Source organism: Sporosarcina sp. G11-34 (assembly GCF_026931025.1).
Map to the genome: position 1 here is coordinate 51448 of NZ_JAHNZW010000003.1, position 24129 is coordinate 75576.

Consider the following 24129-nt stretch of genomic DNA (forward strand, 5'->3'; position numbering starts at 1 on the left):
AACTTTTTATATTAATTAAGATAGACGCCAAAAAAAGTAATGGTTGCAAAGCAGTGTGAAAGAAATTATAATACAGCATTGTGCATAACTATTCGCGGGGAGAGAAAACTATTTTGGAACATATGGGTCTTGTGTCGTTAATACCGCCAATTGTGGCAGTTATTTTAGCAATACTTACAAAGAACGTCATCATTTCATTGTTTTCAGGCGTCTACATAGGTGTCTTAATATTAGTTGGTGGACATCCGATTGAAGCAACGATGGAAACAATCGGGAATTATTTATTCCCACAAGTAGCGGATAGTTATAATGCTGCCGTTTTGGTTTTACTTTTCTTCATCGGTGGGTTTGTTGGACTTATGGAGAAATCGGGTGGAGGGGCAGCACTTGCGTCTAAAGCAACAAAATACATAAATACACGTGCAAAAGCCCAACTATCTGCTTGGTTCGGTGGGATTATCATTTTCTTCTCCGATTTAGGAACACCACTTATTGTCGGTCCCGTTTTTGATCGGATTTTTGATAAGGCAAAAATTTCAAGAGAGAAGCTTGCTTGGATTATTGACTCGACTTCATCTCCAGTTGCGGTACTCGTCCCTTTTATTGGATGGGGAGTTTACATAATGGGGTTAATTAGACAAGAATTTGATTTGTTGAACATTACAACATCCGAATTTAGTACGCTAGTAAGTGTCATTCCATTTCAGTTTTATGCAATTTTAGCTGTACTTATGGTTCCGCTAGTTGCAATTACGAAACTCGATTTTGGTCCGATGGCAAAAGCGGAAAGACGTATCCAAACGACCGGGGAATTATACTGGCCAGATTCGAAACCGCTTAGAAGAGCGGAAAAAGAAGCCGAGTATACGACAGGTAGCCGAGCCATTCTAATTTGGCTTCCATTGCTAGTATTGTTCATTACGCTATTTGGTTTATTAATTTCATTCGGATTCCCGTTTGAACCGGTTCCAGGAAGCGATTTTAGGGTATCGTTAAGTACGGCTTACTTATTTGCAGCCATTACGATTATTATTTTAATGCTTTTCTACAAAGTAAAGAAATTTGGAGAGATTTTTGATATCTATACAGCTGGCATGCAAAAAATGGTGTATGTTTCTGTTACGCTCGTACTAGCATGGGCGCTAGGTAAAGTCATTAATGAGATGGGAACAGCAATGTTTCTCGTCGAAGCGATGAAAGGGAACGTACCTGCCTTCATCATTCCCGCAATTTTATTTGCTGTTGGGGCGGGGATGGCGATTGCATCCGGAACGTCATGGGGTACATTCGCAATTATGATTCCAATCGCAATCCCGATGGCGGTTGCACTCGATGCGCATCTTTTAGTTTGTATAGGAGCGGTTTTATCAGGTGGGATTTTCGGTGATCACTGTTCACCAATCTCGGATACGACGATTTTATCATCGACAGGTGCGGGAGCCGATCACATCGATCATGTGAAAACACAGTTCCCGTATGCGCTTCTTAACGCGACGATTGCTTTTATCGGATTTGTCGTTGCGGGGATTACGGGCAGCGCACTGACTTTAATTTTAACGGTAGGCCTTCTTATTACAGCGGTCATCGTTTTATCGGAAATCCAAAATAGGAAATTTAAAGAAGGAGTTGGCGTTTAAATGAAACTTTGGGGCGGACGATTTACAAATCGTGAAGATGAAATTATGGAACAATTCAATACCTCTTTACCTGTCGATCATAGATTATATCATGAGGACATCGTAGGGAGCTTAGCGCATGTTACGATGCTTGTTCATAGTGACTTATTAACACCTGAAGAGGGCGAACTGCTCGTTAACGGGTTGCAGTCGATTTTGAGCGATATTCAAAGTGGTGAACTGAAAGTCGAAGGCGATTACGAAGACATTCATTCATTCGTAGAAATGCATTTGACGGAAAGAATCGGTGAAACGGGTAAAAAACTTCATACGGCGAGAAGTCGAAACGACCAAGTTGCAGTAGATGTACGCCTTTACGCAAAAAATAAAGCAAGTGAAGTAATGGATTCGCTAGAGCAGCTAATCGATTCGTTATATAAAAAGTCTGTAGACAATAACGTCATTATGCCGGGCTATACACATTTACAACGCGCGCAAGTTGTAACGTTCAGCCACCATTTAGGTGCGTATTCCCAAATGTTTAAACGGGATAAAAAACGCATTGAAAATGCGATTGAAATTATGGATGAAAACCCGCTTGGTTGCGGTGCGTTAGCAGGGACAACACATAATATTGACCGCAACGTCACGACAGAGCTTTTAGGGTTTGCTAAACCTGTAGATAATTTTTTAGATGGTGTAAGTGACCGCGATTACTTATTGGAACTAATGTCCGATTTCTCGATTATTATGATGCACTTAAGCCGTTTGAGTGAAGAACTTATTTTATGGAGCAGCCAGGAGTTCGGCTTCATTAAAATGGATGATGCATACTCAACGGGAAGTAGTATTATGCCGCAAAAGAAAAACCCGGATGCCGCGGAATTGATCCGAGGAAAAACGGGGCGTGTGTATGGTTCATTATTCGCGTTACTGACGACGATGAAAGGTTTGCCGCTTACGTACAACAAAGACATGCAAGAAGACAAAGAACAGTTCTTTGACGCGCTTGATACGGTGTTGGATTGTCTTGAAATTATGTCGAAAATGATTGATACATTGCATGTCAATGCGGATAATATGAAAGCTGCCATTAAAGCTGGTTTCCTTAACGCAACTGAAGTTGCGGATTACTTAGTGAGTAAAGGGACTCCATTCCGTGATGCCCACTCAATCGTCGGGAAACTAATCATTTACTGTGAAGAACAGGAAAAAGCGATTGAAGACTTAACGGTTGAGGAGTTTGCGAAATTCAGTGGTCATATAGCGGATGACATTTACGACTACATCGATTATGACAATATCATTACTAAAGGAAACAAAGGCTTGCTTAAAATCGTTACTCAATGAAATAAGAATAGAGCTGGTCAGCTATTGATCAGCTCTATTTTTGAATTAAGTAAAAGTTTCACAACAGTTAAACAATAAGGTGTATGATATAGGTATGTTGGAATAAAGATTTTCCTTAAAAAAGAAAGTCGTTGAACCGGCTCCCTTTTCGCGGGCATTGCCTCAGCCTTCTCGCTACGCTGCCGGGCCACTGAATAAGTCCAATGACGATAAATTTTATCTTCAATTCGTTGATCTCCGTTCCGAGCGGACGCTTTCCGCGGGCGGTCCGTGGGCCTCCTCGTCGCAAGCTCCTGCGGGGTCTCAACTGGACACGCTTCTCCCGCTGGAGTCGCCGCTCTCCGCTATGATCAACTAAGTTTCATTAATAAGAAGGTAGTTTTTCAATAGCCTCCTACGCTGCGGGGTCTTCAGCTAATAAAGAGGGAGTTGAACTTTCCCCCTCCGTTTTGGCTTTGCTATTCCCGCAAAGGCATCGCCTAGCGCCGAGGGGGAGGGAGGAAGTTCACTCTCTCCTTGTTGTTAGTAAGAATCTTTATTTCAACAGATATAGTTTAAAACACTTAAATTCCTATTTAAAGAGGTGGGTCAATGGACAAGTGGAAACAGTTTGAACACTACGTAGAAGAGTTAATGGCAAAACAACAAATACCGGGCGTTGCTATTGCGCTATCGAAAAATGGCGAGACGATTTACGCTAAAGGGTTTGGTACGAAAGATTTACAAACAAAAGAACCGATTACGCCTGAAACGATATTTGGCATTGCATCCATCACGAAATCTTTTACGGCACTAGCTATTATGAAACTTGTAGAAGAAGGTAAGTTAGAAGTCGATGATGCTGTTTCGAAGCATCTACCCGAATTTCAAACGATTCAACACGAAATGGTAGAAGGAATTAAAATCCATCATCTCCTTTCTCACACAACAGGACTTGCGACGATGGAAAGAAAAAATCATCTGAAAAACTTTACAGGGCACCTCGATTATTTGAACGCAAAAAAGTGGTCTTGGTTAGGGGTTCCGGGGGAATATATTTGCTACAACAATGATATGTTTCTTTTACTCGGTGCGATTATTGAAAAGGTAACAGGTGAAAGTTATCAGGCATACATAACGAAAACCATCTTTACACCACTGCAAATGGATCGAACGTCTTTCGATTTACTTGAATTGCAACAACTGGGTAATTTGACAACACCGTATATGATCGAAAAAGAAAAGCCGACTGCTTGTGCGTGGCCGACATTAGGAAACTATGCAGTTGGTGGCGGCATTCGTTCAACGGTTATGGACTTATTGAAGTATGGCCAGATGTATGTAAACGACGACTTACAATATAAGGAAACTTTGGCTCAAATGACAAATACCGTTATTCGAACACATGGCAATTCGTTTTACGGGTATGCGCTCCAAACGACGCCGAATTATGAAGGCTTCACGCTTGCCGAGCATGGGGGCAGTCAACCAGGGGTCTCTTCCAATTTTGGCTTCGTTCGTGAAAAAGAACTGGTCGCGGTTGTTTTAACAAACTTAAGTGGAGTTAGTGCCGATGAGATATGGCTTGCAGCAGTAAATACGGCATTGGATATTCCGATGGAGCACAAGCGGAACGTCGAACCCGAATATGATTTAAGCGAAGAGAAGTTTGAACCATTTGTGGGCACGTATACGTCGGATGAACGATCCGACGTTGAAATTTCAGTAGCGAATAAAAAGTTAGTTTGTACGATTGATGGGGTAACCCATGTACTTCGTGCAAGTAGCGAACGCACACTTGTTATAACAGAACTTGAAAAACCAATACGATTCTTTTTTGACAATACGAAAAAAACATGGGCACTTCTTTTAGGAAATCGAATGCTACTTAAAAAGTGAGGAGTTTTTATTGATGAAACCGTTAATTGGAATTACTTCGAATGTGGAAAAAGGGAACAAGCATACATTGTATGATAGCTATTTAAAGGCGGTTCAACGCGCTGGCGGTATACCGATTATTATACCTGTCGGAATTGAAGAGGATCTTTCGCAACTAACTGCCCTGCTGGACGGCATCGTGTTAAGTGGCGGGCATGATATCGATCCTATGTTATTTGGCGAAGAACCGCATCGTGATCTGGGAGACGTTTCACCGGCCCGAGATTCAATTGAGATTGCCCTTGCACAAGAAATGCTTAAATTAGACAAACCGATAATTGGTGTTTGTAGAGGGCTACAAGTGTTAAATGTGGCGATTGGTGGAAATATGTATCAAGACATTTACGCGCAAAATGATAAGCCGATTTTACAACATACCCAAAAATCTGTCCGAAGCCATCTGTCCCATATTGTTCAAGTGAAAAAAGGAAGTTTATTTGAATCGATTGCGGGAAGTACAGAAATTAAGGTGAACTCCTATCATCATCAAGCAGTAAAAGATGTCCCAGCACCATTTATTGTATCGGGTGTTGCAAGTGACGGAATCATTGAAGTGATTGAAAGTACTAAGCATCAGTTTGTTATTGGTGTCCAGTGGCATCCGGAAGAACTATCAGCAAATGGAGACGCCATTTCGTACAAGCTATTCGATAAGTTCATTGAAGCAGCTACAAAAGGGGGAAATACGAAGTGAAAACAATCGACTTGCACTGTGACGTTTTACTGAGATTATATGATTCAAAAGGAAAAGTGAAATTCAAAAACGCATCCGAACTTGACGCAAACTATGAAAAGCTTAAAAAAGGTGAAGTGCATGTGCAGGCATTTGCAATATTCATCGACCCCGACACGAAGTCGGACGAAAAATTCCAAGCTGCATTGGACCAAATTCACTACTTCTATACAGATGTAATCGGTAACAATCCGAATATGAAAGTACTGAAAAGTTGGAGTGATTTTGACGAACTACAAGAAGGAGAAATTGGGGCGTTTTTAACACTAGAAGGTGTTGATGCGATAGGAAATGACCTCCAAAAACTAACTATACTTCACGAGTTGGGGGTTATTTCGATTGGACTTACATGGAATAATGCAAACTTGGCCGCAGATGGCGTTGGCGAAAAGCGCGCGGCTGGTCTCACAATGTTTGGTAGAGAAATCGTCCAGTTCAACAATGAGCATAAGATTTTAACCGATGTATCCCATCTAAGTGAACAAGCATTTTGGGATGTCATGGACGAAGCGGACTACCCAATCGCAAGCCACTCGAATTCAAAAACGCTTTGCAATCACGTGCGAAACTTAACGGATGAACAAGCAAAAGCGATGTTCGAAAAAGGTGGATTGATCCATGTTGTTTATAATCCACCGTTCGTGAAAGAAGAAGGGGAAGTATCAATTGCCGAGCTGATTGAACATATTGATCATTTCTGTTCACTAGGCGGTATAAAACAAATCGGCTTAGGATCTGATTTCGACGGCATTTCTTCGAAAATTGTACACCTTGAAGATGCATCGATGCACCCGAATTTGATCAATGAACTATTAAAGACATACAGTGAAGAAGAAGTTAAAGGATTTGCTTACCAAAACTTCTTGGATCACCGCCCGAAATGAAACAAGTGTATAGGTTGAAATGAAGTTTCTCACTAAAAAAGAAAATCGTTGAAACGGCTCCCTTTCGGCGGGCGTTGCCTCAGCCTCCTTGCTTCCGCTGTGGGGTCTGAGACTAACGCTATTCCCGCTGGAGTGTCGCCTTATTCAACGATTTTCGGGGCGTGCTGAAATAAAGGTTTCCTACTAATAAAAAACGACTACAGCGGGGGCATCACATAGCGCCAAGCGTATTAGAAGGATGTCTATATTTTTAACCTGCATAGTATGTAGACTTTTTTTATTTAAATCAACAAAGTTAACAGATTCCATTGACTAAATGAAATTGTTAAAGGGGTCGTTCCATATGCGATTATTATGCTAGTGTTTATGGTCGTTCTATCTTTCTTTCTTTCTTTCTTCCCTCAAATTGCGACGATACTTATGGATAACGTCGAATAGGGATATAAAATACAAAACAGAGCCAAATCATATCTGATTTGGCTCTATTTTCATTTGTGTATAAACGTTGTTCGTTAAGGAAATATTAGCCTTAAGACTAGTTAACGTACAGGGGGCATTCCATCAAGGCGATAAAAAATAAGTTAGCTGGAATTGAAGATGCCGTATTCAACGACATTGAAATTGGTGAAATGCAAGTTACGCTTATTTACCTTAGTTCACTTGTAGATAAACTCACTTTACACAAGCTTGTTATGTTTCCACTTATGCAATCACAGGAAAAATTTTTACAAACAGCAGAAGTAATTGACCGCAATGATCTGGATAGCATCATATCTACGATTACGGAAGGAAATACAATTATTTATTTCCATGAAACAAAAACGTACTTGAAAATAAATACATTTAGCGTACCAACAGCAGGAATTATGGATACAGATACTGAATCTAGCGTGATTGGTCCGCAAAATGCATTTACTGAATCGCTTGAAACAAACTTATCCCTATTAAAAAGACGAATTCATAATACGAATTTAAAAAGCAAAAATTTTGTTGTAGGAACCGAAACAAATACAAAAGTTTCCGTCATGTATTTGGATCACATTGTGAATAAGGAAAACTTGGATATCGTCTGTAAAAAAATTAAGGAAATCAATCATCCGGGATTTAACGACATTTCAATTTTACAACAGCTAATGGATGATCACCCATTTTCTCCGTTTCCGCAATGTTACGAAACGGTTCGACCAGATATTGCAGTGTCTAATTTAATGGGCGGACGCATCGTCATTGCTATGGACAATAGTAAAGGAGTTATGATTTGTCCAATATCATTTTTCGAGCTATTTATTTCGCCGGAAGATTATTACAATCGGTGGACGACGGCTTCACTTCTTCGCACACTTCGTTTTTTTGGATTTTTCTTAACTATTTCATTAACACCCACTTATATTTCCGTGCTTACTCATCATCCGGAAATGTTGCCATTTGATTTATTGTTAAATTTACAAGAGTCAAGAGGGAGGGTTCCATTTTCTCCCGTTATGGAAGTGCTTTTGATGGAACTAGTTATTGAAATATTAAGGGAAGCCGGCTCACGAATGCCATCCAAAATTGGTCAAACAATTGGTATTGTTGGGGGGATTGTCATTGGAACGGCTGCGGTCGAAGCAAGCCTCGTTAGTAATACACTCATCGTTTTAGTTGCCATTTCAGCACTGTTATCTTTTTTACCTCCTAACTTCATTATGAGCAACGCGAGTCGCTTTGTTCGCTACTTTTTTATATTGGCTGCGGGCATGTTCGGGCTTTATGGCCAAATGATTGCATTCGCATGGCTTTTTCATCATTTATTAAATTTGACTTCATTAACAACTCCATTTATGACCCCTTTAATACCAAGGAAGTGGTCGGACCTTTTTGACTCCGTCGTTCGTATGCCAACTTTTTTACTTAAACAAAAACCAGGGATTGCTAGGGCACAACGTGAAAAAAAACCTCCTGCAGAAAAGGGGGAATGAGAAATGGATAAAAACAAACTAAAAGTATTAAACCATTATCATGTGATATTTCTCGTTCAAAATGTGATTGTGGGAAGCTCTATACTATCGCTACCGAACCGATTAAGTTCGATGGGCTATAGCCAGTGGTGGATGCCCTTATTATTTGGAGTGATTGCGAACGTCTTACTCGTGCCGATGATCTGGCTTGGTTTGAAATACCGAAACGATACGTTGTTCATCATTCATGAAAAAGTATTCGGTAAATGGGTAGGGAAAACGATAAATAGTATCCTGCTTTTGTATTTCATCGTTGTAATAGCAGCTGTCTGCACAAGTTTTTTGCAACTCATTCAAGTCGTGGCACTTATTGATCGGAAAATAACAGGCCCTTTATTTATTTTTTTATTCATGCTTACTTATATCGTAAGCGGAGGCATTAAATCAATCGCGCGATTTTGCATTATAAGTTTTTTCTTAACGATAGGGGTCATTTATTTTTTGAAGTGGGGAATTAGTGAAGGCGATATTCGTCATGCGATGCCTATATTTAACTTCACAACAAAGGAATTTTTCACGGCGGCCAAAAAAGGATTAATAGCAGTGGGCGGTTTCGAACTAATATCATTTTACTTTCCACATATTATTAACCAAAAGAAAGCTCTGAAACATGGATCTATTGGAATATGGTTAAGCGTTTTTATTACCTTTCTATTTACTTTCGTAAGCGTGATGTTTTTTTCAGAATGGCAACTTGAAAATGTGTTGTATCCAGTTTTGGGGTTATTTAAAGAAGTCGAATTATCGTTTCTTGAACGAATCGACGTGTTAGGCATAACGATGTGGGTATTTCTTATTTTAACGACAACTTCTACTTATTTATGGGTTGCGAAAAGAGGGTTGGATTCAATTCGATCTACTACCAAAAAGTTTCATCTATACATTATCGTGGTGTTTATTTTTATCGTTGTACAATTTCCGTTTATGCAAGAGTTTCAAAAACTGTTATTTGAACGTGTTTTTTACGTAATGTACGCCATGTTTTTATGGCCGATTTTGCTCTGTATCATCCACATGCTAAAAACGAAAAAGAACGAGGGATTCGGATGAAGAAGCTTATGTTACTAATTTTTATTTTGTGTTTTGTTTTTATTACAGGATGTTCGGAAGGCGGTGGGCGCGCTGCTGTGGAAGAATTGGCATTGGTCAGTAGCATCGGTTTTGACTTAGGAGACGATAAAGAAATGAGGATGACAGTTGGGATACCACAACCAGCCGGTGAATCCCCAGTGCTAACGGAAGCCTATTCTGTCAACACGGACATGATACAAGAAGGTATTGTCGATATCTCCTCACAAGCGGACAAAACGCTTATTTTAAATCAGTTGCGAACGATTTTATTTAGCGAAGAATTTGCGAAAAGTGGGAAGGTAACGGAAGTGGTGGAACACTTTTACAGGGACGCAACGCTTGGGAATAAAGTCCGTCTTGTCATTGTGAAAGATAAGGTGGAAGATGTTTTAAAAGCCGATTATCCAGAAAACGAACATATGGATGCTTATTTGAATGATTTGTTCCAACCGAAGCTTCATAATTCGTTTAGTCCATTTACATCGATACATGATTATATGTTTACTCAAACGAATGCGGTATTTCATACGATGGTTCCTTATTCGGAAAAAAAAGAGCAGTCACTTAAAGTGACAAAAGTCACTTTGTTTGATAATAAAAAAATGATTGAAACAATCTCGACGGAAGACTCGCTTATCATACAGGCCTTAAAGGGGCTTGAAAAGTTAGCGCCAATCGCCATAAATTTTAAAGATAATGATACCGACAAAAAACTTTTTTTAGAACAAATTGAGAGCGATGTAAGGATTAAAGGAAATAAAAACATCGAATCCCCGAAAGTATCGATTGTGCTTAAAATAAAAGCGGTGCTCATTGAATATAAGGGGGATCGAGATTTAAGTAAAAAAGGGGAATATAGGAAACTTGAAACGGAGATAAACAAACACCTAGAAAAAGAAATAAAGGATATTCTTAAAAGTCTTCAAAAGTTGGAATTAGACCCGGTCGGTTTTAGTGAATTTTTTAGAATGCATTATAAGGGAAAGTGGACAGAAGAAATGACGAAAAAGGTAATTGCTTCGTCTGAGTACGAAGTGAAAGTGGAATTTAAAGTTTTAAATACGGGGACGTTGAAGTAAAAAAGGTGGCCCAGTGGGTATCTTTTTTTATGTAAAGACTCCAGTGCCTAGCTCACTGTTGAAAAAATGAAATCCCCAAAAGCCAAAGAGCAGCTTCTGTGGATTTCCCTATTTCCTTCGTGATCACCCAGGCGCTTACGCTTTTCTGGCTTATTCAACCGCTATTCTTAAGTCTCCATACCCCGTCTTCTCCATATCTTCCAGTGGAACAAAAAGAATCGAGGCGCTGTTAATGCAATATCTTTTTCCGCCACGATCTTTTGGTCCGTCATCAAACACATGCCCCAAATGGATATTGCCAACGCGACTTCTGACTTCTGTCCGAATCATGTTAAATTTCGTATCTTCATGATACGTAACGACTTCAGGGTCGATTGGCTTTGTGAAACTGGGCCATCCGCATGCCGAATCGTATTTGTCGGTACTTGAAAAGAGGGGTTCACCGGTTACGATATCAACATAAATACCCGGTGCATACAAATCCCAATATTCGTTGGAATAGGCGTGTTCCGTATCATCGAGTACAGCAACTTGATATTGATCATCTGTTAATTTTATCTTTATTTCTTCATCACTTGGTCTTGTATACAATGTCGGGTCCACTTTAACCGTTTCCCCATCCAACACACTTAAATCGATATGGCAATAAGCATTTGGATTTTTCTCCAAATAATCTTGGTGGGCTTCTTCTGCGAGGTAATAGTTTGTTAACGGCTCGGCTTCAGTAACAATCGGTTTGTCGTATTTTTCTTGTTCTTTTTCTATCGCTGCTTTAATGATTTGTGCATCTTCATCGTTTTCATAATAAATTCCCGTACGATACTGAATGCCTGTATCATTTCCTTGTTTGTTTAACAGTGTAGGATCAATGACTTTGAAATAGTACGTTAGAAGTTCCGAAAGGGAGATGTGCTTAGGATTATATTTCACTTCAACAGCTTCAACAAAACCACGGTCTCCCTTTATGACATCCTTATACGACGGCTGTTCTCCTGTTCCGTTGGCATATCCAGACGTTACATCCTGGACTCCGTTAATCCTTGAAAAATAAGCTTCCACTCCCCAAAAACAACCACCTGCAAAATAAATCTTGTCAAGTTCACTTTCGGGTACGTTTACAGTGGGCTTTGAATTGTTTGTTGTGCTTTCATTTTTTTCAACACCCGCAGATGAACAGGCGGCGAGTAGCATTAAAATCAATAAAAAAGCTACATTAGATAATCTCTTCATGTACGCTCCTCCTCAATTGATGTCTTTAAATGTTTTAATGATTTGTTCATTCGGGTTATGACCAATTATCGTTTGAACGAGATGACCATCAGAACCAATATAATAAGAAGTTGGGTAGGCGAGTAAACCGAATTGTTTGGAATAAACACCATCTTCATCCAATAAAACAGTCAAATTATCCGCATCTAAATAAGCAAACCACTTCTTGAATTCTGCCGAAGATTTCTCCGCTTTGTAACGAGGGCTGACGATGCTAAGCACTTTAAAGTCGTTGTCTTGCGCGGCTAACGTGTTAAGTTCATCAAGCCCAGCAAGACAAATTGAACACCAGGAAGCCCAATACTTCACATACACTTTTTCTCCTTCAAAATCTGAGAGTGCAACTTGGTTTCCAGCTAAATCTTTGAGATCAAACATTGGTGCTTGTTCACCTGTATTCACTATGTCTGTTTTTCCGCAAGCACTAACAAAAGCGACTGTTAGTAAGCCAATAAGAAGTACAATCCATTTTCTTTTCATATAAATCCTCCTTTGGAGTTGAAGTATGAAAGGAACCGTATTATTTACCTTATTTTAACACGTTTTTTAAAAGTATCTGACTTATTTGAATTGAAAAAAGAGACCCTACAGGCTTCTTTTAGTTTTATTTTCGTTTAAATCGACTTCGTTTATTCGATTTTAAGCGTTGCATGCGGTCATCGATTTCCCGTTTCATGGATGCAGACTTTTCATGGTCGATTTGAATGGTGCTAATTTCTTCTTCCTCTACTTCGACTAAAAACCACATTCCGACCGTGCTTTCTGTAGGCAGGGAGGAATGCTCGACGTGAAATTCTTTCTGCAATTCATCGATGAGTAAAAGTGCTTTGTTATCGTCAGTCAATCGGTCGAGATATGCTGAATACATTGTTTAGCCTCCATGCATGCGATGCCTTGCATTTTAATGTCTTTCATTCGGGCGGTTCCGATGCCATTAATTTTGACAAGATCGTCGATGGCAAGATAAGGTCGAAGTTCGATTAATTCGACTGCTAGGGTGGATCCGATATGTATGATTTTCTGAACTTCTTCTATAGTAGCCGTGTTAATGTTCACACAAGATTCATCCGACGAGGAATGGGATGGTGTACTTTGTGATGAAACATTATAATTATTCCCATCGGTTTCTACAATAATTGTTCCATTTATATCTGTACCGTAAAAAATTGTACCGCTAGATTCGATTCTAGTAATTATCTCGGCATCAGGATGTCCATATGAATTTTTAACCCCGGCTGAATAAATGGCGACTTCAGGATGTACTGCTTTTAAAAATTCAGGGATGGTAGATGTATTGGACCCGTGGTGACCGACATGCAAAATGGTGGCGCTTAAATTGGCGCCTTGTTTAAGCATGTCGTTTTCCGCTTGTTGTTCTGCATCTCCGGTGAAAAGGAAAGACATATCCTTATATTGTAAACGTAGCGCCAGCGAGTTATTGTTCGTATTTGCTGAAAGGGTGGTTGGATGAAGAACCGCAACTTCGATAGGGCCGATGTCGAAAATCTCACCTGGTTTAGGTTCGTAATAATCAACGCCATTCTTCTCGATGGCTTCCAATGATTTTGCAAATACTTGAGAATTAGCAGTTTCTCCATTCATCCAAACTTCGTTTACATTAAACGCTTCGATGATTTCCGCCAATTGGCCGATATGATCTGCATGTGGATGGGTAATGGCGATAATATCAATGTCCTTAATGTTTTGGGTGTGGAGATATGCTACTACATCTTTTGAGGCCCAGTCTCCGGTATCAATGAGCACTGTAATTGGTTCTTTCTTATCATTAAATTGAAGTAATGTAGCATCGGCTTGACCTACATCTATGTAATGGACTTTCAATCTTGGATCCTTTAGAACTTGTTGTACGACTTTATCTGCATCTATACCATCTACCTTTGTTTTGGGTTGGAACATTGTATTTGAACAACCAGAAAAAATAAGCAAACCAATAAGTAGGTAAAGATAGACGACCAATTTTTTTTGCATGTTGATCCTCCTTGTGAAATGAATCTTCTCAACAAATTATAGCAGATGTAAATCTAAAACTATGAATTGTACACTGTATGATTTGTTGCACTAATAAAAATGGATAGGCAACTTTTTTAATTAGTACTCGTTTTAAAAATATTTCATTGGGAATATTTTTCGTACTAAAAGACCAATTGTATGGCTATCCTAAATTTGATAACAAATTTGGGAGGAATTGAATTGAAAAAGGTATTTATGATTACGACTGCAGTTCTTTTATCATTAGCTTTAATAGGATGCGGGGCTAATAAAGATAAAGGAACGGTGAAGAATGACAACGCGACAACGCCAAAAGAAGTCGTTGAAGATAAGAATAATGACGTCGTAGTTGAAGAGGATAATACAACAAATGATACCGTAAACAATGGCAACGAAACAAAACTAGAAGTGGCTGAAGATGCCGCGAATCGGGTTACTGAATTAGATGAAGTGGAAAGTGCAACGGTTATAGTGACAGATCACAACGCTTACGCCGCGGTCATGTTGAAAAGCGGAACGGACGAAGCTGTCACAGATGAATTGGAAAGCCAAATTGCAGATAAAGTTCGAGAGGCCAATACAAACATTGAAAATGTATATGTCTCATCAAATCCTGACTTTATCGAACGAATGACGGGATACGGTACGAAAATTAAGGAAGGGGAGCCAGTAGAAGGGTTTTTCGAGGAGTTTTCGGAAGCAGTCCGTAATGTGTTTCCCGATGCTCATTAAATATACCTGACAAAAAAAGCGATTACTCAGTGGAGTGATCGCTTTTTCGTTTTTCCTATAAATACTTATTGGACTTTTTCATACTGTTGGAATGCTTTATGAATCTTGTTGCGGCCTTCCATAATTTCAGGGTGGAATTGAATCGACGCTGAGTCACGAGTAGATTTTACATCTTGCATCGCTTGTTGCATTTTTGCGTTATTTTTCGCGATGGAGTGACCTGCAAGTGTTCCTTGTGCGCGGGCTACTTTTGCAGACTCGATGCCTGTAATGTTTCCAGCGACGTATAGCCCTTTAAGTGGTGTTTCCATTTGCTCGTTATGAATCGGAACGTGTCCGCCTAATTCTTCGACGTACTGGAATGGACAACCGATTACGGAAGCAAGTTCCGTAAGTGGGTAAAGCCCACCGGCAATACAAACGAAATCGACGTTTATAATTTTTTCGCTACCTGCTACAACTTTTCCATCGGGTGTAACGTCACACATTGTAACGGACTCCACTTTTTCTGTACCGTTTATTTGAACGATGGCTTTACGAATGTGGATTGGCATACCCCACATTTTGACGCCGCCTTTTGGATAAAAACTAACAGCGATATTGCGTACCCATTCCGCTTTCGCGAATTTACTACCGAAACGAAGGAAAGCAGAAGGCGCTAGATGCGCAATACTTACAAGCCCTTCCATTACTTTTTTAGGGTCTGCATGGTTTTTCGTAACCGGGTTTGAAACCGGCAACGCCATACTATGCAGTTCAACGCCGGCGATTTGTAATTCACGAGCGATTGCTGCGGATAATACGTTCACACCAACGACGATACCTTTATTACCAACGCGTACGCGGTGCACGTTCGTCATGACTTGTGCTGCACCAATCGACATAACGCCGGGAAGTGTCCAACCTGGAATTGGTGCTGCTGTTTCTGCAGCTCCAGTTGCAATAAGTAGGTTCGTTGTTTCAAGAAGACCGATATTTGTATGTATCGCATATCCTTGGTCTGTTTTTTCGATATGGTGAGCAGAAACTTCACATTTGATTTCCGTATTTAGTTTTTCGGCTTTATCCATCAAAATTTGTGTTTCTTTAACTCCGTTCCACCATTCGCCATTTGGCTCTTGGTGAAGTTGTCCGAGTAGTCTACCGCCCGGCTTTGGGAATTCGTCAATGACAATAACTTTTAAATCCGATTCACGACATGCAATTGCTGCTGACAAACCAGCAGGGCCCGCACCAATGATTACTACATCATACATGCGTTCCACCAGCCTTTTTGTCTTTATTTTTTTGTTCGAATTCAGCGTATGTACGTGGCCATTCATCTGGTGAAGAAGCAAATGGAGCTGCTTGCAATTTACCACTTTCAACTGCCATATTTTCTTGGATTGTTGTCATGCATGCACGAACACCTTGCGCTTCGTTAACCGTTACGCGGCACTCAAAGCAATGTCCAATGTTACAATAGATTGCACGTGGTGTACCGGTTCCTTCATGAACGCGTAGTTGCCTAACACCGTTTGCAAGAAGCGCAGATGCGATTGTATCACCTTCAATGCCTTTGTATGTAGTTCCGTCAAAAGTAAACGTAACTGGTTTCTGGTTCTCCAGTTTACCTAGAACCGGATGATCCACGATTCGGTTTGTCGTCATTTTGTGTTCCCTCCTAAAACGGATAGTGATACGGGTCTAACGGGAGGTTGGACTTTCATTGGGATCTCATGTCCTGCTTTTTCTCCTGTGACTGATTCCAATACCGCATCGACTGCCGGTCTACATGTACGTCCACCACAGTAACCCATACCTGCTCTTGTCCGTAGTTTAACTTCACGTGCAGAACAAGCATAAGTTGCTGCTGTGTTTTGGATGTCTTCCAAAGAAACTTCTTCACATCTGCAAATAATTGTTCGATTCATAGTCTAACTTCCTCCTCTTACACAAAATGAAATACAGTCAGAAAGTGCTTACATTTTTAACGAAAAAGATTGACACAACGTCTACTACTATTCTAACATACATATAGAGAAGTGAATTACTATATATATGAAAAATAAAAAATCATTTCACGCTTATATATATCATAATACAAATGGTTTTACTATGTCAAAGGAGGATTTACATATGTCTAAAAAAGATCATGCAGAAGTTGTCATTATTGGTGGCGGAATTGTCGGTTGTGCAATTGCTTACTACGTTGCGAAATCTGGAATTGATTGTGTGTTAATTGAAAAAGATGATATTGCAAGTGGTACGTCGTCACGCTGTGATGGGAACGTTACAATCGTTGATAAAGATCCAGGTTTTGATAGCTTAATGTCCCTTAGAAGTCAAGAACTTACGGTGGCTTTAGCTGACGAACTTGACTTGGATTTTGAATACCGTGCACTTGGCAGCTTGCTTGTATGTGAAAACGATACAGAAATGCAAGCGGCAAAAGAATGGGTCGATATCCAAAACGCGGCTGGACTAGATTTTAAATTATTAGACCGTGCTGATCTTAAAGCGGAATCTCCTTACTTTGCGGACGATATTCCTGGAGGATTGGAATGTGCGACAGACTCTCTTATCAATCCTTATATGTTCTGTTATTCCCTAATTCATAAAGCGAAGCAATACGGACTTCGTGTCTATACAAAAGCAGAAGTAACTAATATTACGAAAAAAGAAGAATTCACTGTTGAAACGACAAACGGTACATTTACTGGGAAAAAAGTAGTGAACGCGGCGGGCGTATGGGCACCATTCATTGGTAAAATGCTCGATATCGATATTCCGATTATCCCAAGAAAAGGCCATATTGTTGTAGGTGCAAGACAAAAACCTGTCATGATGCGAAACGTTATGGAATTCGGTTATTTGATGAATAAATTTGGTCGTGACCGTATTACAGATCCAATGACTGAAAAACACGGTGTAGCATTGGTACTGGAGCCGACTGAAAGCCAAAACTTCCTTCTTGGATCGAGCCGACAATTTGTTGGGTACGACGGAAGAATTGATATTAACGTTGTCCAAACAATGGCGAAAAGAGCACTTAGATTCTATCCAGACATGATTGACTTTACAATGATCCGTGCATATACGGGTTTCAGACCATGGACAGCGGACCATTTACCAATCGTTTCTGAAGTAAATGAAATCCCTGGCTTCTTCATCGCAGCAGGCCATGAAGGTGATGGAATCAGCTTAGCAACAGTTACTGGTAAACTGATTGAAGAACTAATTAGCGGGAAAACAGATACAATTATCCCGACAGAACCATTACGATTCGACCGTTTTGCTAAAGCGACGGTGTAATAATTTAGGGAATATCCAAAAAATGTCCTCCGCCAAAGCACCAAGGCGTGGGGCTTTTTTGTACTAATTAACCGTATAAGCCATAAGCTATCAACAACTTGTTTTGTTAACTATCCATTTCTTCAAATTCAGACAGCCAACGAATCTTTTTTATGATAAAATCGAATTTCGAGTTCAACGATAAGGGGAGATTCAAGTGATTTTAGCAGGGAATTATAAAATCCGAAAAGAGCTGTTTCGTACAATTGATGGGTTAACGGACGAACAGTTCAACAAAGTCCCTTCAGATGGCGGATGGTCTCCAAAGCAAATTTTGGAACATCTCGTACGTATGGAAACAGTGATCGCAACAAATATAGCGAAAGAACTGAAAAATCCGGACAGTCCAAAAGCGATGAAGAAACCAATTGCTATTTCTACGAATCGTTTAATAAAAGTAGAAGCGCCGGGTTATACCGCGCCTACTGAAATCTATAAATCAAAAGAAGAAATGAAATGTGAATTGTACGATTCACATATATTCTTATTAGATGTCTTTGAATCGAGCACAAAAGACGAATTACGTGGAAAATCGTTCAGGCACCCGATTTTCGGGCGAATTCCATTGATCCAATGGTTTCCATTTGTCGGTCTCCACGAAAAACGTCATTTAAAACAATTGAAAAAAACGATTGCAATGGAGTAAGACTATTGCAATCGTTTTTTTATGGCTTGACGGCGGTGGGTGGAGATTGGGTGGACATTCTGGGTGAAAGGGTGGACATTCCCGTGGATTGAGCTGATATTCCGAGTGAAAGAGGGGACATCCCCGTGGATAGAGCTGACATTCCGAGTGAAAGAGAGGACATCCCCGGATAGAGCCGGCATTCGGACTAAAAGAGATGAGTTCCACCCGAGCCGCTGATTTCCGTTCCGAGCGGACGCTTTCCGCGGGCGGTCCGTGAGTCTCCTCGTCGCAAGCTCCTGGGGGGTCTCACCTGGACGCGCTTTTCCCGCCGGAGTCGTCGCTCTTCACTCCAATCAACTAAGTATCGCACTCTTTAGTTCAACCTATATAGTCTACAAGTTATCAGATAAATGTACTACGTCTATGGTAAAATGACAGCAACAGAAACTTTCCAACATGCCCCTACCAAGGAGGTATTCAGATGACTTATCCAAACCGGGCAACAATTGGAAAACGAACTGAGTGCGCGCTTAGTGGAAAAATGGCTATGAACAAACGCCAATTCCCGATGTAGCCGCATTGCAGACAAAATTTCGCCAGCAAATGAATCGCATGAACAAAAATTACAAGAGGATTACAGCAGATTGTTAATGAAAGAGTTTTGGAAATCTACATATTGCTTATTACTAGAATTAAGATACAGCGGAGGTGTCTCATGATGAATCTGGTTGAAAAAGCATTAAGGTTTGCCGCCGTGAAGCATGAAGGACAGTATAGAAAAGGGACAAATATACCATATATCACGCATCCAGTGGCTGTAGCAATGATATTGAAGAAAGCAAAATATAGTGATGAAGTTGTAGCGGCGGGACTTTTACATGACACGCTAGAAGATACGGAAACGACAGAAGCCGAGCTAATCAAAGAGTTTGGGAAGTGTGTGTTTCAGTTTGTACAGGCAGCATCTGAAACTGATAAAAGATTGTCGTGGGAGGAGCGGAAAGAGTGCACAATTGCAGAACTTCCTGTAAAAACACAAGAGGAACTTGCTGTGATTGTTGCGGATAAATTGCATAACGTACGATCAATGCATTCAGACGTGAAGGAACATGGTGATAAAATATGGATGCGTTTTAACCGTGGAAAGCGCGAGCAATCCTGGTATTATATGAGTGTTTTAAAAACTCTAGATCCACGAAAAGAAGAAGTGAAAATCATAAAAGAATTAAAAAAAGAAATATATTTATTGTTTGTTGGTGATATTAAGCTGACCTTTAAACAAATAGACATGCTTTTTAGCGCTGCATATTTTATTAGCGAAGGGTTGGCTGAAGAACTTCGGGAAATTGGTTTATTAGATTTCGTAAAAGAAGCAAAAGAAGAGGCTGATATAAATTATCGAAATGATTATTGGCAATTAGTCGAACCATTATTTAAAATACTAGCCTCCAATGAAGTAGAATTTGAGAGAAACTCTGATGGCCCTATGATCTTACTTTGTTACTGTGCGGAATTGAAACACCGACTTGCATGGACAGATGATGAGTTTGTGAGGCATTTTAAAAGGAATCTTAGAAAGTTATAAAGTTAAATTTTTCGGATACCAGTCACTCATTTACTCAAAGCCCCAAGAATTTAAGTTAAATCCCGTGAAAATAAATTATTTATAACCAACGAACTCAACCTAATTACTCTTCTTTATATTCTTACATTCTTGTTAGATGTTAAGTGTCTGTTAGTTGTCTGTTGGAGCGATGCCTAAAGAGTTATAGAATACCTAGTTCATGCTGTTTATAGATCAATCTTAGGCTGTTAATTCGTCTGTTATAAAATCATATCTTTCGAATTTTTTTGGACTATGCAGATTTACTTAATTTCGAAGTAAATGGGCTACCATTAAAGATATAGATGATCTAAAAGGAAAAAGAGACAACTTTTTTTATTTGGTGAAAAATACTTTGTGGTGCCGGTATCCATTTCAAAGGGGTTCACCATGATGTCTCCAATCACTATAAGTTAAGGGGGAACGAGAGAATGATAACAAATTACAATAAATCGATAAAAACCGAGAAGAAAACAGGATCGTACTCGTGGCCATTAATTATTTTTATGCTAATTATTTTTTGGCCGGTCGGTGTTTTTTTCCTTGTAAGTAGACTTCGAGTCGATAAGAAATCTTCACTGTCTTTAGGAAGAAAAATGACGATATGGGGATGGGTAATTGTAGGGATGGGGGTCATCTCATGGCCAACATCGATTGCAGGTGGATTCTTTAGTGGAACATTCCGTACGATGTTTTTTATTTCCGCGGGTTTGGCATTAGTTTATATCGGTAAAAAGTCATCGGTAAATGCTGTGAAATATAAAAAGTATATCAGTATGATTATAAATAACAACATCAGGTCTATTGCGACGCTTGCATCCGCTATTCCTGTTTCCTATGATACTGCTATGGAAGATCTTCAAAAAATGATTGGAAAAGGTTTTTTTGAGGATGCATATATTAATTTTAACGCTGGTGAAATTGTTTTATCAAAAGACGCTATAGCTAATTCTAAAGTAAGTAATCATAAAGTAGAAATGATAGTCGTAACTTGTACTGGTTGCGGGGCAAATAATAAGATTGAAAAGGGAGGGGTTGGTGCCTGTCAATATTGTGGATCTCTAATTAGTAGGTGATGAATTTAAAGCGAAGGTTGAGTTAATAAGATGTCTTTCCCTTCGGCAAAAAATGATTGAAAGCAATTGCAGTCAAAAACTTTTTGGTTCTTTTTAGAAATTATACTCGTATTAAAATGCAGAAAGAGCTATAATTATGATGAGTAATGTAATCGTAGGAGGGAATATATATGAAGAAAAAAAATGTTATTATTATAGGTGCCGCAGGAAGAGATTTTCACAATTTCAATACATATTATCGAGATAACGAAGCATACAATGTGGTTGCTTTTACGGCAACGCAAATTCCTGATATAGATGGGCGTGAATATCCAAGTGAATTAGCTGGTGAGCTCTATCCAGAAGGCATTCAGATTCATTCACAAGATCAATTACCGGAGTTAATTCAAGAGTTGCAAGTGGATGAATGTGTTTTCGCATATAGTGATATTGGTTATGAAGATGTAATGAGCATCGGTGCAATTGTGAATTCAGCGGGTGCTAACTTCACATTACTAGGACCGAAAAGTACGATGATAAAAAGTAATAAACCGGTTATTTCTGTTTGTGCTGTACGAACTGGAACGGGTAAAAGCCAAACGTCACGAAAAATTATCGAAACGTTACTGGAGTATGATTTAAAAGTTGTTGCCATTAGACATCCGATGCCTTATGGCGATTTAAATGCACAACGTGTTCAGCGTTTTGCGACGGTAGAGGACTTAAAGAAACATAATTGTACAATCGAAGAAATGGAAGAGTATGAACCACATGTGACACGTGGAAATATTATTTATGCTGGTGTTGACTATGCAGATATTTTGGCGGCAGCTGAAAATGATCCAGACGGTTGTGACGTGATTTTATGGGACGGTGGAAATAATGATTTCTCTTTCTACGAGCCCGATTTAGCCGTGAACGTCTTGGATCCACATCGTCCAGGTCACGAGTTGAAATACTATCCTGGTGAAGTTTGTTTAAGAACAGCTGATGTGAATATTATTAACAAAATTGACAGTGCAACAGAAGAGTCGATTGAAATTGTAGAAAATAATATAAAACGTGTAAGTCCTAATAGTACGATTATTAAGGCCGACTCAAAGATTACGGTCGATCACCCAGAGCTTATCGTTGGAAAACGTGTACTTGTCGTGGAAGATGGCCCGACGTTGACACACGGAGAGATGAAAATTGGCGCGGGCACAGTTGCAGCTGAGCGTTTAGGTGCGAAGGAACTCGTTGACGCACGCCCATTTGCAGTTGGTTCATTAATAGAAACGTTTAACAAATACGGGCATATTCAAAACGTCCTTCCAGCAATGGGGTATGGCGAGCAACAATTGAAAGATCTTGAAGAAACCATCAATAATACGGACTGCGATGCGGTAATCATTGGAACACCAATGGATTTAACACGCATCATTTCAATTAATAAACCGACTACACGTGTACATTATAATTTAGACGAAGTGGGTAGTCCGAATTTAAGCGGTATTTTAAAAGACTTTATCCAAAAACATAAACTTGTATGATAAATAATCGATGACAGCTACTGCCACAGTTTTGGGAAAACTAAAATTGTGGCGGTAGCTTTTTTTACTATTCAAACTAACACTTCGGAACTGTTTCATAAACTGGAAACTTCCACGATATACTTTCTATACAGGAGGAGAACTATGGGAGTAATTACGTTACTTGTTCCATTTATCATCGTTTCACTTATCGTGTTATTGATTGCGGGACTAAGAATCAAAACAGAAGAGGAGGGGGAAGAATTGATGAAAAGTATATATGTTTATTTAGTTTTATTTGCGACACTAATGATGTCTATCGGCGGAAGTATCGGTGTATTTATGGCATTAGCCGATGTTGTATCACCAGCTCCGTATCATCAATCTTTTGAGGAATATAAGCAATGGGGCACACCCGAGTATGGGAGTGAGATAGAGGCTGAAGTAAAATCAGAAGAGGAACTAAGGGCTAGTTATGACGCGATGATTGAGCGTGATGAGGAGCAATCCATAAAACGCTCGGTAAACACACTTATTAAAAGTTTTGGATGGATTGTGATCCCACTTCCTGTCTTTTTCTATTTCCAACGCAGGCTGGGGGGAAGAAAGTCCATTGGAAGAGTAGAAGAATAGAACGCATGTATGGTGTAATGGAAGTTCAATAGAATAGGTAACTTTTAAACACCAAAAATAACCCATCCTTGAGTTAGAAGCTCAGTTAAGATGGGTTATTACATCCCATAACAGCCGACCCCTTAAAGGGACCTACTATTGGTTTGACCGTCAATTTCGTAGATTGGTGGTCTTTTTTAGTTTATTCAATCTCTACATACATTATATAATTCGAAGATTTTTATTGCAAGGAGAGCTGATTGGCTGATTACAGCCAATCAAATGTACCATCCTTAGCATAGCTCTTACCATTTCATACCTTCAGGATGATCAAAGAGGATAAACCGTATTTTGGAAAGTGCGATGATATACTTGTTATAGATATTTGACTGGTTTTCAATAAGATCAATCTTTCGCAAAAGGGTCATTTTGTGAGAAAAAAGAGAAGGAGTTAAAATGCTTAAACGTAAATTATACTGTTCCAATTGCAATCGAGAAGTTCAAGATGGTGAAGAAATTTATGCAAAAATGAAGGCCCCAAAGCATTCCGTGGTTGAAATCAAAGCATATCTGAAAAAGGAAAGTGAAATTTTTTGTGCCGATTGTTTTGATAAAGGGAAGTGAATGTGAAGTAATCGGGGGCAATCATTGAATAGATTGCTTCCTTCATAATCGGGCCAGGTTGGTTTAATAAAAAGAGATGCAACTTTGTTTAACGGGTTTAACAAA

General features: G+C 39.5%; 23 protein-coding genes and 1 pseudogene. 17 read left to right on the plus strand and 7 right to left on the minus strand.

Annotated elements, in window-relative coordinates; genetic code table 11:
- Window positions 1–122: 122 nt before the first annotated feature.
- The 8 genes from KSU66_RS04465 (at window position 123) to KSU66_RS04500 (ending at window position 10647) form a co-directional block, all read left to right on the plus strand.
- A complete protein-coding gene (locus KSU66_RS04465) occupies window positions 123–1637 on the plus strand; it encodes a Na+/H+ antiporter NhaC family protein (protein WP_269050557.1) in 1515 nt (504 codons plus the stop codon).
- Window positions 1638–2966 carry an argininosuccinate lyase gene (gene argH / locus KSU66_RS04470; protein WP_269050221.1) on the plus strand — a complete coding sequence of 443 codons (1329 nt, stop codon included), beginning with the start codon at window positions 1638–1640 and terminating at the stop codon, window positions 2964–2966.
- 591 nt (window positions 2967–3557) lie between these two features.
- Window positions 3558–4844, plus strand: coding sequence for a serine hydrolase domain-containing protein (locus tag KSU66_RS04475; protein ID WP_269050222.1), 1287 nt, complete (start codon window positions 3558–3560; stop codon window positions 4842–4844).
- Between the two features lie 13 nt (window positions 4845–4857).
- Entirely contained in the window at window positions 4858–5577 is a 720-nt protein-coding gene (locus KSU66_RS04480; protein ID WP_269050223.1) for a gamma-glutamyl-gamma-aminobutyrate hydrolase family protein, read from the plus strand.
- Entirely contained in the window at window positions 5574–6500 is a 927-nt protein-coding gene (locus KSU66_RS04485) for a dipeptidase (RefSeq protein WP_269050224.1), read from the plus strand. Before KSU66_RS04480 ends, KSU66_RS04485 begins: the two co-directional genes overlap by 4 nt.
- A 590-nt stretch (window positions 6501–7090) precedes the next feature.
- The gene (locus tag KSU66_RS04490; protein WP_443028941.1) at window positions 7091–8458 is read left to right on the plus strand and encodes a spore germination protein; all 1368 of its coding nucleotides are present in this window, start codon (window positions 7091–7093) and stop codon (window positions 8456–8458) included.
- A gap of 3 nt (window positions 8459–8461) precedes the next feature.
- Entirely contained in the window at window positions 8462–9547 is a 1086-nt protein-coding gene (locus KSU66_RS04495; protein WP_269050225.1) for a GerAB/ArcD/ProY family transporter, read from the plus strand.
- Window positions 9544–10647 carry a Ger(x)C family spore germination protein gene (locus tag KSU66_RS04500; protein ID WP_269050226.1) on the plus strand — a complete coding sequence of 368 codons (1104 nt, stop codon included), beginning with the start codon at window positions 9544–9546 and terminating at the stop codon, window positions 10645–10647. The genes KSU66_RS04495 and KSU66_RS04500 overlap by 4 nt, the downstream gene beginning before the upstream one ends.
- A gap of 150 nt (window positions 10648–10797) precedes the next feature.
- Here KSU66_RS04500 and msrA read toward each other — a convergent pair whose 3' ends face one another.
- The 4 genes from msrA to KSU66_RS04520 form a co-directional block, all read right to left on the minus strand.
- Window positions 10798–11877, minus strand: a complete 1080-nt coding sequence (gene msrA, locus KSU66_RS04505) for a peptide-methionine (S)-S-oxide reductase MsrA (RefSeq protein ID WP_269050227.1) — start codon at window positions 11875–11877, stop codon at window positions 10798–10800.
- A 12-nt stretch (window positions 11878–11889) separates the two neighbouring features.
- A complete protein-coding gene (locus tag KSU66_RS04510) occupies window positions 11890–12396 on the minus strand; it encodes a redoxin family protein (RefSeq protein ID WP_269050228.1) in 507 nt (168 codons plus the stop codon).
- 124 nt (window positions 12397–12520) lie between these two features.
- Entirely contained in the window at window positions 12521–12784 is a 264-nt protein-coding gene (locus KSU66_RS04515; protein ID WP_269050229.1) for a DUF3006 family protein, read from the minus strand.
- Window positions 12757–13905 carry an MBL fold metallo-hydrolase gene (locus tag KSU66_RS04520; RefSeq protein WP_269050230.1) on the minus strand — a complete coding sequence of 383 codons (1149 nt, stop codon included), beginning with the start codon at window positions 13903–13905 and terminating at the stop codon, window positions 12757–12759. Before KSU66_RS04520 ends, KSU66_RS04515 begins: the two co-directional genes overlap by 28 nt.
- Before the next feature lie 222 nt (window positions 13906–14127).
- On the opposite strand from KSU66_RS04520, the gene KSU66_RS04525 reads away from it, so the two are divergent.
- Complete coding sequence (locus tag KSU66_RS04525; RefSeq protein ID WP_269050231.1) at window positions 14128–14658, plus strand: YhcN/YlaJ family sporulation lipoprotein; 531 nt, start codon at window positions 14128–14130, stop codon at window positions 14656–14658.
- Between the two features lie 65 nt (window positions 14659–14723).
- Here the strand turns inward: KSU66_RS04525 and KSU66_RS04530 are convergent, their stop codons facing one another.
- The 3 genes and pseudogenes from KSU66_RS04530 to KSU66_RS04540 all read right to left on the minus strand — a co-directional run bounded on the left by KSU66_RS04530 (window position 14724) and on the right by KSU66_RS04540 (window position 16571).
- Window positions 14724–15914 (minus strand): NAD(P)/FAD-dependent oxidoreductase, encoded by a 1191-nt coding sequence (locus KSU66_RS04530; protein ID WP_269050232.1) that lies wholly within the window; start codon window positions 15912–15914, stop codon window positions 14724–14726.
- A gap of 97 nt (window positions 15915–16011) precedes the next feature.
- Window positions 16012–16308: pseudogene (locus KSU66_RS04535) on the minus strand ((2Fe-2S)-binding protein); the annotation flags it as partial.
- On the minus strand, window positions 16305–16571 hold the full coding sequence (locus KSU66_RS04540) for a (2Fe-2S)-binding protein (RefSeq protein WP_269050233.1): 267 nt from the start codon (window positions 16569–16571) through the stop codon (window positions 16305–16307). The gene KSU66_RS04540 and the pseudogene KSU66_RS04535, both read right to left, overlap by 4 nt.
- Window positions 16572–16776: 205 nt before the next feature.
- Here KSU66_RS04540 and KSU66_RS04545 point away from each other — a divergent pair, with 205 nt between their 5' ends.
- The 8 genes from KSU66_RS04545 (at window position 16777) to KSU66_RS04580 (ending at window position 24024) form a co-directional block, all read left to right on the plus strand.
- Window positions 16777–17952, plus strand: coding sequence for an NAD(P)/FAD-dependent oxidoreductase (locus KSU66_RS04545; protein ID WP_269050234.1), 1176 nt, complete (start codon window positions 16777–16779; stop codon window positions 17950–17952).
- Between the two features lie 196 nt (window positions 17953–18148).
- A complete protein-coding gene (locus tag KSU66_RS04550) occupies window positions 18149–18637 on the plus strand; it encodes a DinB family protein (protein ID WP_269050235.1) in 489 nt (162 codons plus the stop codon).
- A gap of 39 nt (window positions 18638–18676) precedes the next feature.
- A complete protein-coding gene (locus tag KSU66_RS04555) occupies window positions 18677–18856 on the plus strand; it encodes a hypothetical protein (RefSeq protein WP_269050236.1) in 180 nt (59 codons plus the stop codon).
- A 481-nt stretch (window positions 18857–19337) separates the two neighbouring features.
- Window positions 19338–20204, plus strand: a complete 867-nt coding sequence (locus tag KSU66_RS04560; RefSeq protein WP_269050237.1) for an HD domain-containing protein — start codon at window positions 19338–19340, stop codon at window positions 20202–20204.
- Window positions 20205–20653: 449 nt separating this feature from the next.
- Entirely contained in the window at window positions 20654–21298 is a 645-nt protein-coding gene (locus KSU66_RS04565) for a hypothetical protein (protein ID WP_269050238.1), read from the plus strand.
- A gap of 170 nt (window positions 21299–21468) precedes the next feature.
- Window positions 21469–22809 (plus strand): cyclic 2,3-diphosphoglycerate synthase, encoded by a 1341-nt coding sequence (locus KSU66_RS04570; protein WP_269050239.1) that lies wholly within the window; start codon window positions 21469–21471, stop codon window positions 22807–22809.
- A 144-nt stretch (window positions 22810–22953) separates the two neighbouring features.
- A complete protein-coding gene (locus tag KSU66_RS04575; protein ID WP_269050240.1) occupies window positions 22954–23421 on the plus strand; it encodes a hypothetical protein in 468 nt (155 codons plus the stop codon).
- A 435-nt stretch (window positions 23422–23856) separates the two neighbouring features.
- Entirely contained in the window at window positions 23857–24024 is a 168-nt protein-coding gene (locus KSU66_RS04580) for a Fe3+ hydroxamate ABC transporter substrate-binding protein (RefSeq protein ID WP_269050241.1), read from the plus strand.
- Window positions 24025–24129 lie beyond the last annotated feature (105 nt).